General features: G+C 43.0%; 12 protein-coding genes and 1 other RNA gene. 2 read left to right on the top strand and 11 right to left on the bottom strand.

Annotation, left to right across the window (positions count from 1 at the left end):
• Nucleotides 1-3: 3 nt before the first annotated feature.
• From ACHUFQ_RS06220 to ACHUFQ_RS06195, 6 genes are all read right to left on the bottom strand, one after another.
• Complete coding sequence (locus ACHUFQ_RS06220; protein ID WP_394173985.1) at nt 4-528, bottom strand: MotA/TolQ/ExbB proton channel family protein; 525 nt, start codon at nt 526-528, stop codon at nt 4-6.
• Complete coding sequence (locus tag ACHUFQ_RS06215) at nt 528-1,877, bottom strand: MotA/TolQ/ExbB proton channel family protein (RefSeq protein ID WP_394173983.1); 1,350 nt, start codon at nt 1,875-1,877, stop codon at nt 528-530. Before ACHUFQ_RS06215 ends, ACHUFQ_RS06220 begins: the two co-directional genes overlap by 1 nt.
• A complete protein-coding gene (locus tag ACHUFQ_RS06210) occupies nt 1,877-2,650 on the bottom strand; it encodes a DUF3450 domain-containing protein (protein WP_394174070.1) in 774 nt (257 codons plus the stop codon). Before ACHUFQ_RS06210 ends, ACHUFQ_RS06215 begins: the two co-directional genes overlap by 1 nt.
• Before the next feature lie 927 nt (nt 2,651-3,577).
• Nucleotides 3,578-6,454 (bottom strand): TonB-dependent receptor plug domain-containing protein, encoded by a 2,877-nt coding sequence (locus ACHUFQ_RS06205; protein ID WP_394173981.1) that lies wholly within the window; start codon nt 6,452-6,454, stop codon nt 3,578-3,580.
• Between the two features lie 1,177 nt (nt 6,455-7,631).
• The gene (locus ACHUFQ_RS06200; protein ID WP_394173979.1) at nt 7,632-8,555 is read right to left on the bottom strand and encodes a class I SAM-dependent methyltransferase; all 924 of its coding nucleotides are present in this window, start codon (nt 8,553-8,555) and stop codon (nt 7,632-7,634) included.
• 130 nt (nt 8,556-8,685) lie between these two features.
• Nucleotides 8,686-11,538 (bottom strand): TonB-dependent receptor domain-containing protein, encoded by a 2,853-nt coding sequence (locus tag ACHUFQ_RS06195; RefSeq protein ID WP_394173977.1) that lies wholly within the window; start codon nt 11,536-11,538, stop codon nt 8,686-8,688.
• 575 nt (nt 11,539-12,113) lie between these two features.
• Here ACHUFQ_RS06195 and ACHUFQ_RS06190 point away from each other — a divergent pair.
• The gene (locus ACHUFQ_RS06190) at nt 12,114-12,887 is read left to right on the top strand and encodes a TSUP family transporter (protein ID WP_394173975.1); all 774 of its coding nucleotides are present in this window, start codon (nt 12,114-12,116) and stop codon (nt 12,885-12,887) included.
• A 15-nt stretch (nt 12,888-12,902) separates the two neighbouring features.
• On the top strand, nt 12,903-13,511 hold the full coding sequence (gene priC / locus ACHUFQ_RS06185) for a primosomal replication protein PriC (RefSeq protein WP_394173973.1): 609 nt from the start codon (nt 12,903-12,905) through the stop codon (nt 13,509-13,511).
• A 71-nt stretch (nt 13,512-13,582) separates the two neighbouring features.
• Here the strand turns inward: priC and ffs are convergent.
• From ffs to ACHUFQ_RS06160, 5 genes are all read right to left on the bottom strand, one after another.
• An RNA gene (gene ffs / locus ACHUFQ_RS06180) (signal recognition particle sRNA small type) lies at nt 13,583-13,679 on the bottom strand.
• Nucleotides 13,680-13,910: 231 nt separating this feature from the next.
• Nucleotides 13,911-14,501, bottom strand: coding sequence for a lysophospholipid acyltransferase family protein (locus ACHUFQ_RS06175; protein WP_394173971.1), 591 nt, complete (start codon nt 14,499-14,501; stop codon nt 13,911-13,913).
• 52 nt (nt 14,502-14,553) lie between these two features.
• Nucleotides 14,554-15,417 carry a DUF3014 domain-containing protein gene (locus tag ACHUFQ_RS06170; RefSeq protein WP_394173969.1) on the bottom strand — a complete coding sequence of 288 codons (864 nt, stop codon included), beginning with the start codon at nt 15,415-15,417 and terminating at the stop codon, nt 14,554-14,556.
• A 202-nt stretch (nt 15,418-15,619) separates the two neighbouring features.
• The gene (gene maiA / locus ACHUFQ_RS06165) at nt 15,620-16,261 is read right to left on the bottom strand and encodes a maleylacetoacetate isomerase (RefSeq protein WP_394174068.1); all 642 of its coding nucleotides are present in this window, start codon (nt 16,259-16,261) and stop codon (nt 15,620-15,622) included.
• 212 nt (nt 16,262-16,473) lie between these two features.
• Nucleotides 16,474-17,460 carry a fumarylacetoacetate hydrolase family protein gene (locus ACHUFQ_RS06160; protein ID WP_394173967.1) on the bottom strand — a complete coding sequence of 329 codons (987 nt, stop codon included), beginning with the start codon at nt 17,458-17,460 and terminating at the stop codon, nt 16,474-16,476.
• Nucleotides 17,461-17,826: the final 366 nt, after the last annotated feature.

Here is a 17,826-nt window from a genome sequence, read left to right as displayed (position 1 = left end):
TCTCTAGTGATGAGGCAAGCTATCGACAAGCTTGGCCTTGGCCATTTTAACTTTGCCATCCAGTCGAGAGCTGAAAAACACTCCAGACAGGGCTGCAACCATACCAGCCATCGTTGGGATTGTAGCCATTGAAATACCTGCAGCCATCAAGCGCGGGTTACCCGTACCTTGTACTGCCATAATCTCAAATACTGCAATCATACCGGTTACGGTACCTAACAAGCCGATAAGTGGACACATAGCAACCAAAGTTTTAATGGTTAGCATACGTGCGTCTAATATCTCTGCCGCTTCAGAAATCCATGCATCTCTAATTCGATGTGCATACCAGGAAGTTGTATCCGTACGGGCGTCCCAACGCGCGATAATATCACGCTTCATCTTTGGGTAGACCGAAGTCAAAAACCAGTACTTCTCAATCATCAAGATCCACATTAAGAAGAGTGCCAAGGCGACGAAGTATAATACGAAGCCGCCTGTCGCAATAAATTCCCTGACAGATTCCCAAAGTTCTATCAGGAATAACATTATTGTTTCTCCTTCTCGGCGATTGAAGCAACGATACCCGCGCTTTGCTCGTCAAGGATGTGGAAAATGGTTTTCGCACGACCAGCTACGATGCTGTGTACAAGAATTAGAGGTAATGCAGCGATTAGACCCATAGCCGTTGTAACAAGAGCCATTGAGATATCACCAGCCATGATCTTAGGATCTCCTGTACCGTATAGTGTGATTGACTGGAACGTACCAATCATACCAACAACCGTACCTAGTAGACCTAATAAAGGAGCAATTGCAGCGAAAATCTTAATGATGTTAATTCCGCGCTCTACCTTAGGTGTTTCGCGTAAAATTGCTTCATCAAGTTTCAATTCAAGAGATTCTGCATCGATGTTTTTGTTTTCTTCATAAACAGTCAACATACGACCCAATGGGTTGTTTGTATTCGGTTGTGAAGTATTTTTAAGCTGTGACTTGATCTTCGCACCAACAGCGCCAAGGAATACCATACGCTCAATAGCGATTAGGAAACCAAGAATAAGAACTGCAGTGATTACGTAACCAACCGGTCCACCTTGGTGATAACGTTCAGACCAGGTAGCCTTTTGAGTTTCAAGCTTTAGAATTTGACCTTTTGAAGGGTCAATGAACAACGGAGCATAACCAGATGCGTTATCAAGGAAAGGAGCAACATCGCCAACGGCAGTGTCAGGTTGCTTACCTAGCGGCTGAATTTGCTTCTGTTCGTCGTTATAGTTTAAGTAACCTTGATCCGATAGAAGGTTGAAAGAACCAACACGGGTAACCGTTTGGTTGGCTTTGCCACCGTCAAGCATAGTAACTTCAGCGTCGAACGTAGACACTTTACCAGATTCAGTCATTTCAGTTTGAAGAGCAAACCATAGTTCTTCAAGCTCAGAAAGAACTGGGATTTCTTTCGCGTTGGCCAGTTTATCAAGAACCGCTTCACGGCCTGGATATTCTGCACTTACGATAGACGTAGCGATACGACCATAAGCATTACCAGATGCACGGCGTACAACACCGAACATTTCACCTAAGTCACCTTTAGCCGCTTCTAGCTCAGCTTCTCTGGTGGTCAACATGGTTTCATTGTCAGCGAATTGCTTAGTCAGGCGAGCGTTACGATCTTGCTCAGCTTTTAACTCTGCTTTCGCTTTGTTTAACAACGCTTGCTTGTCGGCACGTGCTGATAGGAATTCTTGCTCACGTTGTTTATCAAGTTTGGCTTCAGATACGCGATCTGATTTCACTTGCTTTAACAAATCGTCAAGCGTGTTAGCTGATGCTACAGACATACCTGCAGTCAATACTAGAGTTGCAGTGATTACTGCGCTTTTAATCATAGTTTTCATTATTCACCAGCCCCCGCTGCATATACTGGTAGTTTAACGAGATCAGGAGCAGTTTGTTTACGCGCCATACGAATTGCTTTAGTGATTGGGCTTAGGTATTCATCTTCCAAAGCTTTCCACTCACGCGAGCTGTGTTCCCAGATCCATGCGTTTTTCAAATCAAGAGATTGAGCAACTAAGACAGTACGACCCATATGAACAAAATCTACTGTAATGTTCGTGCCTTCAAATTCAAGGTCACCTTGATAAGCAGAGAACATTGAACCGTAGTCGGTTTCAATTTCGTACGCTTCAAGTACTAAACGAAACTGCTCAGCTACAGAGATACCCTGGCGTGACATAACGTCATTAAGACGTGCAAGACGCTCAGTACGGTCTTTCAGGTTCACAGGGATATCAAGCTCTACGAATTGCTCCAAAGACTCAATCATCTTGTACATTAGAGGAACCACACCTTTCTTGGTTTCCTGAATTGTACCGATTTGACGTACTAGGGAATCAATACCAGCTTGCTGGTCATTAACAAGACGTTGAACGTGATCGTTATAAACTTTCAGGTTCTCTGTTTCGTCAACAACAGTACGATACTCAGCAAGTAACTCTTGAGTTTGATCGTAAATGTTATTGATCTTAGTTTGAGATTTAGCAGAAGCTTTAACGATGGCAGCTTCGCCGTTTTGTAGTTCGTTCAGGCTGGCTGCGGAAGCAAAATTGCTACCTGCCAAAGCCATGGCGCCAACAATCGACGAAGCGATTAGGCTTTTCTTGCTTATTTTGGACATAGTTCCCAACCAATTGCTATTTAACTTTAATCACTACCAAAAATGGTGGTGCTGAATTTAGGTAATTCAGTGCTCAGTTGTTGTAAAATAGAAACACAATCTTGTTAACCTAATCGCAACAAATAAATGCGACCAAGTTGCCAAAATTGTTCTTTCTATTCTGCTTTTTTAAAATTACAGCTGTATATAAGACAATAGCTTGACGTTAAAGTCAAACAATTTGCTTAGCACACCGTTAGCGCTTAAAAATTAACCTTTTATCGCTTTTTTTTTATTAAAATCTGTCAATAAACACACAAAAACAATATTGACATAAACCTTTTTTACTAACTTGTTCGTAGTAAGTCAAATTTAAATAGAATATTGGTAGTCTAAATTCTCACAATATCAGGTAAATTATGGACGAAAATAACCCGGTTTTATCGTCTGGTGGGGTTAACTCTAGTTTAACAAATAGGCTTTTGCTAAGCCTGAAGCCGGGATTTTTTCACCTTGTCCGTAAAAAGAATCGCAAGCAAAGACACTTAGTCTGGTTCAAAAAGTATTGAAGTGAAAAATGACATTGAGTGACGACGGAAAGATGTTATTGGTCAAACGTTCAGTTTGTACATTTTAATGCTCCTCCACGGTAAGACGATAATCACGTTACAACCGAATTAAACCACCAGATGGGAGGCCAATATTCAACAATCGCGATTACTATCCGAAAGAGTACGCAAAGCCCATTAAACCGGGAGTCGTTGTCCGACAATGGGAATTAGACAAGGCGAATCTCATTGCCACGTAATCGTATTGTGAGCAAATAGCCTGCTAAAAGGTTGACAACAAACGAACCCTCGGCTTTAGATCAACGGTAACAACGTTTGAAAAAATTAAAAAACGCCAGAATAACTGGCGTTTTTTAATTCCATAAAACCATTAGAATGTGGTCGTAATACTAAACTGAAAGTACTGACCCGTTACATCATAGGCTTCGGATACCGTATTAATCCCGGTACCGCCACTAGCAAAACCCTGACCAGCAAACGGCGGTTTCTTATCAAACAGGTTGCGCACATTGAGGGTCAGGTTTGTAGAGTCGGTAACATACCATGTCGCAAAGATGTCATGGTATACCACCGATGGAAATACATTAGATTCTTTCAATGCTTCAAAATTCGTAAAATTGAAATTATCACCATTGGTCGAATCTACTGAAGAGTCCCAATAACGCATCCGCCACGCAAATGCCCAGCTATCGAGTTGATAACCAAGATTTAGGTTAGCACGATTATCAGGCGTAAATACCTGACCGGTAAAGTCTATCTCAGAACCGTCTTTGATTCCGGTCTCTATGTACTCAATCAAATGATTCCAGACGAGGTCCGCAGAAAAATCACCAACCCCGGTTTCCAGTCGATAAGACAGCTCGATATCAATCCCTTGAGTGTCCAGATTGTTTTCATTCGATGTACCCGAGTTAACTTCGGTCAAGGCACCATTTCCATCTCTTACCGCGCCCACCTCACCCGCTTCATTACTACAGGTCGAGTCAAAAACACTCGGGTCAACATCGTAACAACGTGACAGAACCGTTGAACGCACGGTCGTGGCAATCGCATCCTCGATAGAAATATCGTAGTAGTCTACGGTCATTGATAGACTATCGATAATCTGCCAGACAAAACCGGCACTAAAGGTATCCGCAGTTTCTTCCTGAACACCTGGGTTCCCGCCTATCGTCCCGCCAGTACCTTGTGATTCAATTTGGGTGAGTTCAAAACTTCCGGTAGCGGCGACCCGAGCAGCAACTTCCGGAATGGACAAACAGTTCGCGCGAATATCAGGGTCTATCGCATCGGAACCATCAGCCTGAAGGTTATTACAGGGGTCAGTGACACCTGCAAACGTTTCACCCCTGCCACCATACAAATCAGCGATATTGGGCGTACGCACTGCAGTTGCAAAAGACGTTCGAAGCATCAAATCCTCAAACGGTGAGAATTCCAGACCTAAATTCCAGGTGGTTTGACCGCCAACAATTTCATGATCTGAATAACGCGCTGCCGCATCAACAATCAGTGCATCGAGGATCGGTAAACTGACCTCGGCGTAAATATCATTGGTATAAAAACTACCGTCGGTCGGTTCTGCTTTATTGGTGCTGGAAGCGCCTGTCTGAGCTAAATCTCCGGGTTGAAAGATGCCCTTTTCCAGTCGGTGTTCGACACCTGCTGCCATCCCCATGTATCCACCAGGCAATTCAAACGGCAATTCTCCCGCTATACTTGCACCCGTAACGAACTGCTCTGCCTGACCAAACACTTTCGCCGGTACCTTAATGTAATCTACCGCTGCCGGTGTAATAGTCCCAGCACCAAACAGATTTAACGGTACACAGCCTTGCAATACAGCAAGATCATTTCGACATTTCAGGCCGCCCATGCCATCTTCAACGACATCAAACGCCAATGCTGCCCGTTCAACGTTAACCTGACCGCCATTCTCCTGACGTTGGTCTGTTTTGCCCCAGCTAACAAAGGCATTCACAACCCAACTATCGCTGATATCCCAGTCAAACCCAGAAGCGATACGAATGGTATCACGTTCGACATCGGTTGAACGCGGCCCGAATTCCACCATTCGCCTTACTAGGCCAGGTAAAGGGCTGTCCAGAGTTACCGGCTTCTCGGGCGTACTTTGCGCTAGTAGGGCTTCTTGCAAGCCGAGAGGAACCATAGGATTACCAATCAATAAACCCACTTCCCCGCCGCGATCTGGCAGATATACGTCGGTGATAGCATCAAAAGGGACAGGCTCAATGGTTGAGTCATTAGTTTTTGATGTATTCCAGTTCACCTCAGTGAACATTTCCACATTATCAGACAGCTCTTGTTTAATATTAAAAGCTGCATATTTTCGTTCTATCGGAGTTACTAACTGTCGATATTCGGCACGATTAAATCGATTACTGTCCGTTTCATGGGCACCATCAAAGGGCGTACCATCGGTATTGAAGCCGCCAACGCGTCCAGCGGGGGGAAATGAAGAGAAAAACAAATCGATAACTTCATTACCCTCGTCAAGAACGATAGCCTGATCAAATTCGGAGAACTCCCGATCCGACGACTTTAATCCTTTATCGTCATCGTAACCGATTGCCATGGTCACGCTACCAGTATCCCAACTGTTACCTGCGGTCATGTTCACCGTATACTTTTCTCGGTCGCCTTCCGCAGAAATGCCGGTTTGGGCGTTTAACTCGACCCCTTCAAAATCTTTGCGAGTAATTATATTAACGACTCCGGCAACCGCATCTGAACCATACACTGCGGAAGATGCACTTTTTAAGATTTCAATGCGCTCAATCATTGAGGCAGGTATCGCATTTAAGTCAACCGCATAGCCAACTGACGGCGAGACACCAGATACAAAGCGTCGACCATTAACTAATACTAAGGTTCTTGATTCACCAAGATTACGCAATGCCGTTGTATTCAAACCCACGGAACCGGTAGTGAATGAGGTGTTGGATTGATCGGAACCAGCAATGGCGACTGGCGATTGGTTTAACACATCAGCAACGTTTAACGCACCGGTTTCAAGAATATCATCCCGACCGATGACTGTGACAGGTACTGGTGTTTCTAAATCGGTTCGTTTAATACGTGAACCCGTAACTTCAATTCGCTCGACTTCTTCAACTTCATCTTCCTGAGCGTAAGCAGTTGTTGACAGTGAACTTAACGCGATTAATACAGCACTACTTAATATCGTCAAAGAACACCCGTGAAAACTAATATAATTAGTATTCATAGTTTCTCCCCGGACCTTTTTTGGTCTTATAATTTATTTAAATAAAAATACGATAAAACAGAGTGTTACGAACTAGAACATAGTAAAGCTTCGGCTAAATACCAAATTATTGGTTCGAGAACCATTTTTACAAACTAGTCCGTACATTTATCAGACCACCAACCTTAAAAATAAATTTCATATCCATAACCTACTGATTATTCGCGCATTCCCACCCTTGCCACAGCCATGAGCACAGTAAATTCCCTGATCACTTTAGCCACGGAAACAGAAGCACAAAGCCGACGGCCCGCACTTTACACATAGAGTTGCTCGTTTATTAAAAAACAATGGGAAATTGGGTGAAATGATTGTCATACCAATCACATTAAGTTTGTGCACAACTCAGAGTTAGGGCAAAGGTTCACTTACAACATAGATTTTATTGATATAGTCATTCTATATTAATGAAATATAGGGCCGTAAATGGACCTTAAGATAAACTCCCTACGGGTGAGTTTTAAAGCCATTTATCCTGCGTTACCGATTTTGACAGATTTTGAGATAATGGAGCGACCATCCTCTGCAATAAAAGCTTTGCCTAAAAGCCTTTAAATTCTCACTGAGTGAGCAATACTTTAATGTGATTGGTATAAATATCCAGGCAAAATTGACCTGGTTTCTTTTGCAAATTATTTACGGATGGATTTGAAAGAGTTCGATAAATTCAGGCTATTTGGTTTGAATATTTTATGAGTCAGTACAGAAATCAGTGTCAAGACAGGATATTAAACTCAGCAGTTGCAACGAAATATAGCTTTTTATCGCTTTAACAGCGTGCCTACAAAAATAGCCGCTTGAGACTAAATTTCTTATTTTAAAAGGCCATAACTAAGTTTGGCCATAGGATTAAGCATTCTGTGGGCACCTTCTGGCAAGGTTAACCAATGGATAGATTAAAAAGACAAAAAACGAAACTGAAGAGATGAGCCCTGTTATAAACGTAACGAGGGTTAAGAAAGTATATTCGCCGTTAATACTCTTAGCCAATGGTAAAGTTACTGTAGCATTGAAAATCACCAATACCTTAGCTTTAGCAGATAAGTTAGATCAAAAATAACCTTGAAGAATAACCCGCTTACTGAATCTTAGTGCTAGATAATTAAACAGCTTTAGTCGCTGTCTTTACATCTCCGTTCTAGTGCCCGCCTTTCTCTCCAATAATTTTCCAACCGATTAGTTGCTGTTTGTCATCTAAAAATACCTCAGACTCTTTAACTAACAGGCCATTATTAGCGAATAGCGCCATCAATTTTTGCATGCTATTTGCATCGACGGCAGCACTACCGAGGTCACTAAGTCTAACCATAGAGCCCGCCAATTCGTTTTCAAATTTATTGAAGAACGTGTTTATCATATTTAAATCCCGACACCCCAACACGGCCTTGGCAAACATAGGAAAATTAGTTGCGATAAATGCATCTTTGTTATCTTCGCTAAGCTTAGCCACTTTGAGATTCAATTTTTTCCTCAATTTCTCAGCCTTAACACTGGATTTGCCATGTCGAATAAGCTCTTTGCACAACAGTTTAAGAACACTCAGTGGTCCTTTATCCGATTTGAGTGCTCGTGACATCTGTAAAATTTCGATATTGGGCTTTACGATGATTGATTCGGGGTGATGACAAACAAACTGGAATTTCCCTTTATGGTCGAGCACTCTGGTAACTTCTTTTATCGTTTCTGCAGGAGGACAATATTCAAGTCCAAATTGAGACGTTACTGCGGTTATCGAGCCGTCTTCAACCGGTATGTTTTCTGCGCTAACACCTCCAATCATCGTTACCTTATTTTCGTAACCAGCTAACGTTGCGGGTAATGAGACTAAAGCCAAATCGATTCCTGTCAGGAAAGGCACTTCGCTCGGAGGCTTGCCATTGACGCATAAGTCAAGTAGTGCGCCGTTTCCGGTTCCTATATCGACAACCGTATCTGTTGCTGTTAACGACGCGAAAAATTCGTCCCAAATTTCCTGCAACGGCCCCTGATAATTTGCTTCAATGTCTAAACCAAAAGAAGTCAAGTGACCTTGTTGCCAATATTGAGTCCAATAATTACTCATAAAAACGTTCCACAACTCTATTTACAAAATGCCCCTTAAAATAACAATGAACTTACCCTTATGCTAGCGATAATAATAAAAAAGGCCGCTTAAAGCGGCCTTTTATTACTTACACTAGGAAGTCCAGTTTTTAGAACTTGATAGTATAGTTGGCGCGGTAATCACGACCAAAGTTGTTGTATAGGTTTTGGTCTGTCCACTGACCGAAAGAGTTCAATACAGGATCTTCGTTTGTTAAGTTAACAACTTGAAGAGTCAATGCACCGAAGTCACCTGCATCATAAGTGAAAGATACGTTGTGGATTAACCACGAATCTAACTCACCTTCTTTAACAAGGTCTAGAGTATCAGAATCTACATAGCTGTTCTCATATGTAGAATCTGTATAGTTCATAGTCCAAGCTGCAGAGAAGTCACCTAAAGCCCAACCAAACGTGGTTACAGACTTGAAGTCTGGAGCACCTTCAGTACCAGCATAGTTGTACTCATCACCGTAGTCGAAGATGAAAGAGTTAATGGTATTGAAGCGGAAGTCACCGAAACCAGTTTCGAAACCAGCGTTGAAAGTCACATCTAGACCTTCAATGTTCAATGTACCACCGTTAAAGTAACCAGTACCCGCTTCTAGAAGCTTACCATCTAGCGTACGGATTAGGTAGAAAGTCTCGTCAGAAACATCTGTACCTGGGGCAACAGCTTTGATCTCACCTTGAGCTTCATCAGTCAATAGAGACTGAACAGTCTTAGTTGAGATAACATCGTCGATTGCTAAGTTAAAGTAATCGAACTTAACACCCATGTCATCAGTGATATCCCAAGCAACACCGATGTTAGTGTACTCAGAAGTTTCTGCACCTAGGTCAGGGTTTGACTTGTAATAAGTATCAAACTGCTTAGCGGCAGTATCACCAGCTGCATAGTCGATTGCAGATTCTGCAGAGAACGTAGTTGCAGCATTTAGTTCATCTAGACCAGGAGCACGGAAAGACTCAGAGTAAGATGCACGCAATACTAGACCGTCAAGGATTTCCCAACGAACAGAAGCTTTAGGTGCAATGTTATCACCAAAGTCAGAGTAATCATCGTAACGAGCAGCTAAGTTAACTTCGATTGAATCAGTGACCGGAATCGCTGCTTCGTAGAAGAATGCTGTGATATCACGCTCACCTTTTGCAGAGTTACCAGCAGAACCACCGATTAGACCTGTTTCAGATTGACCGTCATAGATATCAGCATAAGTTTGCTCCATGTACTCACCACCAAAGAAGTGAGCAACTGCGCCGGCAGGTAATTCAAATAAATCGAAACCGATACCGAAGTTATACTGGTCAAATGATGAAGCCGAGTTTTGAAGCGTTGTTGCTTTCATGTTTGCAACACCTTCTTCAGACGCAAGATCAATATCGTTAGCGATATTGTGCGCTAGGCCACCGTAAGACAAGTAATACTCGCCCACTGATTTGTTATCAGCGATATTCTTGTGGTAGTAAACTTCCCAAGTCGCATTACCCCAATCAAGCTCACCACGGAAACCAGTCAAATAATCCTGACTATAATCGTCAACATTACCGTCACGAGTACCGATACCAGTCCAACGGTAGTAACCCGTTGTATTTTGGTATGCATTCATTGGGTCATAAGCTCCTACTGCAGGAACGTATACTGGGTTACCGTCTTCGTCAAATACAGGAGCGCCATCTTCGTCAACTCTCTGAATATCACTATCGATCGGCTTACCTTCACTATCGTAATTGTAATATTGGTAATCGCCATTATTATCCTGGAACATAGGAGACCAAGCATTACCTTCAAACGCAGTACCGTCTAGTTTCGCGTCATAGAAGCCAGCTTCGTCATTTGAGATACCATAAGGGTTCTCTGGGTTTTCATAACCCATGTTACGCCATGGTGCAGCTGGTGGAGCATAACGACCGAAAGAAGAGTTCTGAACGAACATTGCACGACCAAACCACTCAACGCCATCAGCGATTTCATAGTTTGCGTCTACGAATAATGTGTTACGGTCAATAGATGCCGTGTTATATGAAACGTTTGCGTAAGCATACATACAGTATGTAGAGCCAGGTGACCAGTCACTATCTGCACTTACTTTTTTAAACGTACCTTCACCAAACTCAGACACTTTGTCATCACATGTAGTTGATGCCATTGCGCTTGAGAAATCAGGAGCGGCTACAGTTGAACCGTAAATTGACCAACCGTCAGTTTCAGCGTACGCCTGAATATTACCGTCGCCATCAAAATCAGTCATTTTAGCGGCAGTATATGAACGAGCACCGTCTGAAATACCTAAACGCTTCTGATGATCGAATGCAAAGGTGATGTTACCTTTATCTGTAGAGTAACCACCTAGAACTGAGAATTCACTTGACGTAGTGCCTTCATCTTCAGAACGTTGGCCTGCACCAACATTGAACTCAAGACCTTCATAGTTTTTCTTAAGGATGATGTTTACAACACCAGCAATTGCGTCAGAACCGTATGTAGAAGAAGCACCATCAGTTAAGATTTCGATACGTTCTACAGCAGCAAAAGGAATTGAGTTTAGGTTAGCTGATTGACCACCAAGCGTTGGAGAACCAGGCATACGCTTACCGTCTAGTAGAACTAGAGTACGGTTTGAGCCAGCACCACGAAGGTTAACTGTCGCTTGAGATTGAGCAGAGCTACCAGAACGCTCAGAGAAAGAACCGAAAGAGTTAAATGAAGAGCTTCGAAGCGCATCAGCTACCGTGAAGTTACCTTCAATTTTGATATCTTCTGCAGTCATAACTGTTACTGGAGAAGCACCTTCAAGGTCTGTACGCTTGATGCGTGAACCTGTAACTTCAATGCGTTCTACTTCTTCTTCTTCAACTACTTCGTCAGCTGCAAAAGCATTTGCAGAGATTGCCGCAGTTGCGCTTGCACCAAACATAAGGGCAAGACGAACTGATTTAGCAAGTTTATTATTGCTATACATGTTTACTCCCTGGACCACTTAACGTGATTCGTTTTGTTAGAATTCAGAGCTATATTGCTCTGTAATTATTTTTTATAATTAGGCCATACGACCTGATCTGTCGGTCTCGATATTAAACCGATCAACTCAAACAGGTCAACTAGTTAAATAACAAACAGACAAGATTTTTTACAATTTGAAGCTAGTTAGATACATTTGACCACATAAAAACTGCATAAAAAACCTCCAAAACGACATTTTTATTAGGCTTTATAGGTGTTAACCAATCCTTACAGTTCGAGCAAAACGCGCTAAAAACAGAGGTAAGACACTGAAACAAAACCAATATAATCGAAAGGAACTGTAAATAAATGCATCGGTTTAATATATTTCATCCATAATTACCTATTCAGCGTAAAATAATTGTCAAACTGTACAAATTTGCACGATTATTGAACATAACAATAATTCATTTGGGCCAATGAATCAGACCTGATACAATTCTCAGGTCCAAAACCTCAGAACGATTTTTAAGGGTGCCGCTGACACTTTTAGTTCTGCTCATATCCAGTTTGCATAAAGATTACGGGTGACCATTGGAATTTTTTTCCGATCCAACATTAATAGTAACGCTATCTGTTGTCGGCCTGCTTGCCGGCTTTATTGATGCCGTCGCCGGCGGCGGTGGCTTACTAACGGTACCCGCCCTGCTAACCTCAGGCTTACCGCCCCATATTGTCCTTGGTACCAATAAGCTATCCGCGAGCTTTGCCTCATTCACCGCGTCGATGACGTTTTTCAAAAAACGCTTATTCAACCCATTATTTTGGGTACAAGCGGCAATTGCGACAGCCATTGGTGCGTTAATTGGCACAATCGTCGTGAATCAAATCAGTGCGGAGTCATTGGAAAAGGTTTTACCTTTGGTAATTTTGGTTTGCGCCATATACACCATGACCGTAAAATCCGCGACGGAAAAAATTAACCAGCTACCGCAGGTCACTACCCGACTAAAAGTGATGCAATGGATACAGGGATCGGTGCTGGGCTTTTATGATGGCGTTGCCGGTCCGGGTACCGGAACATTTTGGACTGTGTCATCACTGGCCCTGTACAAAATGAATATTTTGTTAAGTTCTGGCCTTGCCCGCTCAATGAATTTTGTCAGTAACTTTACATCGTTACTGACATTCATTTACCTTGGACAAGTCAATTTTATTCTTGGTTTGTCGATGGGACTATTTATGATTTTAGGTTCATGGCTTGGTGCTCATTCTGCGATCAAATTTGGCAACCGTTTTATCCGACCAATATTTATTCTCGTCGTCATGCTTATGGCGATAAAACTGGCAATTGATGCCTGGTTTTAGACAGCAGGAAAATTCATGCGAGTAGAAATACAGCGACTTCATCAATTACTTGAGCGCCTGGTTGACGACGCAAAAGTGGCTGACGAGAGAAATAAAAATCGAAAGTCCCATTACTATTTGCAACGCCAGGCGTTATTTGACGATCGTTTGTTTAATCGCTCCTTCGACAACTACAGCGATTACCTGCCAGGTATTCGAAGGAAGCTTGACCAGCTGCAGACCCTGTTAGATAACAAACAACAGGAATTGGGCTTTAGCCTGCTTGAACAATTACAACATCAGATATCCTCGCTGATCACCGCAATTAAAGCCAATGAGAGCCGCCATCAAGATTCTGAATACCGTTTACAACGACGCAAACGTTTATCAACCAAGCAAGTAAAAAAAGTTGCGCAGACGCTTATCCAGCCGACTCAACAACTTTATCAAAAACTAGCCGAATACCAAGGTTTTGAAAAACGCCTCGAACAAATGTTGTTCGATGAGCAGGATAAGCTTAACCGAGCGAGCAAACAAGATGCAGGGCTTCAGCAGACCGTGTTAACCCTGCATCAACGATTAGGCCGCTGTAGACAAGCGATCGCTCGCCTGGAAAGTGATATAGAAAGACAGGAAAAGCGCTAACTTGGTAAAGTGATAATGGGTTTGGGGTGTTAAATATGTACGGGGTAAGTCAATCAGGAGATTGGTGGCCCCTCCCTCAGCCGCATCCCGGCACATGAGTCGTCTGCTGCGGTTGCTTCCTTCCGGACCTGGCCGAGTTCACAGAGTATCATTGCGGGAGGACCGAGAGAGGCACCTCAGAGGCGGTAATCAATGTTTGCCAAAGAATTACAGCGAGGCGCATTATGCGCAATCAGAACCTGCCATGCAAGCCCTGAACGGGAAAAAATTCAAAAAAGCCTACCGGTTGCCAACGAATAACAATTTTGTGCTTCGCTGTTTTGCCGGTGCGGAAACTGAGATGCCGATACATTAGAAATCTGGCGGCCTCTATTTGCTTTATTCAACCTCGTTCAGGGATTAAAAACAATGGGGACGTTTTGCTTTTTCGGCGCTAAACAGTGCTTTGATTGTTTGCAACTGAGACTCAACGTCTGAGTCAATATGACAGGTTGGATAGAACACAATGCGCTTATGCTTAAAGTCAAATTCCACTGGTAGAACCGGTATTTGCGCATCCCGGGCAATAAACATAAACCCCTTTTTCCACTCAGGTACTTTCTTTCGTGTTCCTTCAGGAGCAATCACTAAAAGTAGTTCGTCTCTGCTGTTAAACTCCTCAACCATTTGCCCTACGACCCCATGTGGCGCACTTCGATCAATGGCGATTCCGCCAATTTTTCGCATCCACCAACCAATAGGTCCCTTAAAAACGGCATCTTTGCCAAGAAAGCTGACCCTTAGGTTTAATGCCCATTTCGCCGCAAGTCCAACAAAAAAATCCCAATTAGATGTATGGGGCGCAACAATGAGCAAGAGTTTAGGTTCATTGGGGAAGGTCCCAGATAGTTGCCAACCACAAACCGCTAACGCTTTTTTTCCCAACCATTGGGTAAAACCACCCTTGGTTTGTGGCACATTGTCAGGAATAACCGGAAAGGACGTACTCATAAATCCATTTCTCCTTCACTGTTGCTAAACACCCATCGTTATATTTGTTTACTTAGTCCAGTTTCAATTGCAATTGGTGCACGACAGACTGTAATTGCAGTAAGTTTTCTTTACCGATGCGCAATAGTAACTTATCGGCATCAGACAAGCTTTCCAATTCATCACTCTGGTATTTATATATCATATCGGGTTGAGTTAACACCGGGCTGTCCTCAGGGTGTTCGATGGCTAAAATGCGGGAAAACACGTCCTTAGCAACATCATCAAAGGTGCGTTCAGGAAAGCCTAATTCCTGAAATGCTTCTTCAAATAACGGCGATAATTGTTGATAAATCGCGACTAATTGTTCAGGTTCAAAGCTGGCAAGTAAATCAATGTAGTTAATATAACGAGCGTAATTCTCGGGGCTAATCACGTACTCCTGGTCGTTGATTTGTGAAGCCTCAAACTTACCCTCTGGCGGGTAAACTGGCGCATCTCTAACGGCTAGATCGCCACGGGCAAAGTTGTCGGCGAAAACCACAGCGCGACGGATGATGTCACTCGGCACCAAAACATCGAGCAGTTGCGGTGTGGTAGTAGAATCGCGAATTAAAGATACCGTTAGTTCATCACTATTATCCAGTTCTGGCAATAAAACCTCAGCAGCGGGTTCAGGCTCTGTTACGGGTTGCTCTGGTACCTGAACTGGCGCTTCAGGCTTAACCTCAATATCGTCCGGCTCAGAAATTTCTGGCTCAGGTTGCAACTTTTCATCTTTAAGATCAACAATTTCCGGCTGTGGCCTAGTTGTCGGGTTATCGATAAATACCATGTAATAACCGGCCCCTAATATCACCAGAGCGATAATGAAAACGATGATACTCAGTGGTGCAGACTGTTGAGATGACGAAGATTGTTTTTGTTCTGTGTTCATTTTTCCTACCTATCGACCCCAAAAGGAACCAATAAAATTCCGACCACCAAAATTTAGGCCAATAAAATTAAGGCTATTAAAAGCATACTACGCTATTTTATTAGCTTAGTTAACGGAGTAAAAAAAGAAAAATGAATTTATCACAAAGCTGTAAAATCAATAGTTTAACGACTAATTTCGGTTTGTAAGAGGCGGGTTAGATCTAAACCGTCGCGTCAGTCTGGTTTTCAGGCAGTGCCGATGCAAATGCCGTTAATTTCTGACAATTACCATCAATTCTGACAATTTGTGGAAATGGGCTGAGATCAATATTAAACCGCCTGGCATTGTAAACCTGAGGAATTAAACAAAGATCCGCCATGGTTACCGTATCACCATAGCAATAAGTTCCTGATACATGCTGCAAACGCTGCTCAAATGCCTGAAAGCCAAGCTCTATCCAGTGCTTGTACCACCGTTGCTTTTGCTCGGCTGTCGCGTCTAAATTATCACTCAGATAATTTAAAACCCGCAAATTATTCAACGGATGAACATCGCAGGCAATATCGTTGGCAAGTGCCTGCACCTGACTACGCGCTTGCATATCTTGCGGGTATAACGATGGATGGGGAAATTTTTGCTCGAGATAATCCAGGATAGCCATAGACTGATTCAGCTTGAATTCACCGTCCACGAGTGTGGGCACCAACTCATTGGGGTTCAATGCTTTATAATGACCGCTGTGTTGCTGGCCGCCATCTTTAACTAAATGAACAGAAATAAGCTTATGTTCAATCTGTTTAATATTCAGAGCAATGCGCACCCGGTATGCCGCCGATGAACGCCAATATCCGTATAATGAGATCATAATATTCCCAGTTTGATTAATGAATTAAAAACCGTGACGACGATGCAATGTGCCAAATAAAATTAGCATAACGGCGTGTTGCGATTGCTCTCTAGCAACCTTAGTCAGCTTTGACACCTCTAGTCACCTTTTTACACCCTTAGACACCCTTAGTCACCTTTGACAACTTAACGCCGCGGATGACTTAGGTAACCTAGACACTTTATCTACTATTTCTTATATTCAACGACTTTTTGATCAATGGTACCAAAAATGGTGTCACCATTAGCATCAAACATTTCAATGCGAACGGTATCACCAAACTGCATAAACGGAGTTGAAGGTTTGCCATCAGCAATGATTTCCAGCATACGTTTTTCTGCTAGGCAACTTGAACCGGCGCTGCGATCATAGTTAGAAATGGTACCCGAACCGACGATACAACCAGCCCCTAGTGGACGTGTTTTCGCCGCATGGGCAACAATGGTCGGAAAATCAAAGGTCATATCAACCCCGGCATTCGGCCTGCCAAAAAGCTCATCATTTAAATGTGTCACTAAAGGTAACGCAAGTTTTTTGCCATCCCATGCTTGTCCTAACTCATCAGGGGTAACAGCCACAGGAGAAAATGCACTTGAAGGTTTCGATTGAAAAAAGCCAAACCCTTTGGCTAACTCACCCGGGATCAGATTACGCAATGACACATCATTGACTAACATTAATAGCTTAATGTGGTTTTGTGCATCTTCAGGACTCACGCCCATAGGCACATCATCGGTGATCACGGCAATTTCAGATTCGAAATCAATGCCCCATTCGGTAGATGCCATTTCAATGTCATCACGCGGGCCAATGAAAGAATCTGAACCGCCCTGATACATCAGTGGATCTGTCCAGAAGGTTTCCGGCATTTCGGCATTGCGCGCCTTACGCACGAGCTCTACATGATTAACATACGCACTGCCGTCGGCCCATTGGTAAGCCCTGGGCAATGGAGATTCACAGTCCGCTTCTACAAACTCAATGGCCTCGGTCAACTGTCCGGCATTTAACTGCTCATAACGAGACTCCAACTTAGCAGACAGTTCGACCCAATTATCGATAAGCGCCTGCATTGTGCTAGCGACATCACTAACCGTAACGGCTTTGCTCAAATCACGAGAAACCAGAACTAGCTGTCCATCACGGGTATTGTTTTTCAATGTTGCAAATTTCATTTCGTTATCTCTTCCACGGATTACTGATTAACCTGAATATTGGGACAAAGCCGTCGTTAATCAACTTAATGATGATTGTAGATGTTGGGGCAAAGTGTACGTGAAAAAGCAGGGTTGACCAAAACCACAGTAAGCGAGAAGTTGCGAATAATGTGTTTATTTGTTTACGAAAAAAAACAGACTTTCGTATACTTAGCTTTACATTAATTGAAAAACTCAGGCATTGCCAAGTTTGCACCGAACATGCGACGAACTGCGCATGTTCTTATCCGATGCTAATCTCCTTCGCAAACAATAACGAGGCGTCATCGCACCATAGCGTTTGCCAAGTTCCCAGCGACGTCAGTCTGTCACCGAACATGCGAC

The sequence above is a fragment of the Thalassotalea litorea genome (genome assembly GCF_043642205.1).
Taxonomy (GTDB): Bacteria; Pseudomonadota; Gammaproteobacteria; order Enterobacterales; family Alteromonadaceae; genus Thalassotalea_A; species Thalassotalea_A litorea.
This window is presented reverse-complemented; position numbering and strand designations above follow the sequence as displayed.

Coding starts and splice junctions, on each gene's coding strand:
- priC (WP_394173973.1), top strand. CDS start 12,903: ATGCGAGTAGAAATACAGCGACTTCATCAATTACTTGAGCGCCTGGTT.
- ACHUFQ_RS06200 (WP_394173979.1), bottom strand. CDS start 8,555: ATGAGTAATTATTGGACTCAATATTGGCAACAAGGTCACTTGACTTCT.
- ACHUFQ_RS06215 (WP_394173983.1), bottom strand. CDS start 1,877: ATGAAAACTATGATTAAAAGCGCAGTAATCACTGCAACTCTAGTATTG.
- ACHUFQ_RS06175 (WP_394173971.1), bottom strand. CDS start 14,501: ATGAGTACGTCCTTTCCGGTTATTCCTGACAATGTGCCACAAACCAAG.
- ACHUFQ_RS06160 (WP_394173967.1), bottom strand. CDS start 17,460: ATGAAATTTGCAACATTGAAAAACAATACCCGTGATGGACAGCTAGTT.
- ACHUFQ_RS06205 (WP_394173981.1), bottom strand. CDS start 6,454: ATGAATACTAATTATATTAGTTTTCACGGGTGTTCTTTGACGATATTA.
- ACHUFQ_RS06195 (WP_394173977.1), bottom strand. CDS start 11,538: ATGTATAGCAATAATAAACTTGCTAAATCAGTTCGTCTTGCCCTTATG.
- ACHUFQ_RS06170 (WP_394173969.1), bottom strand. CDS start 15,417: ATGAACACAGAACAAAAACAATCTTCGTCATCTCAACAGTCTGCACCA.
- ACHUFQ_RS06220 (WP_394173985.1), bottom strand. CDS start 528: ATGTTATTCCTGATAGAACTTTGGGAATCTGTCAGGGAATTTATTGCG.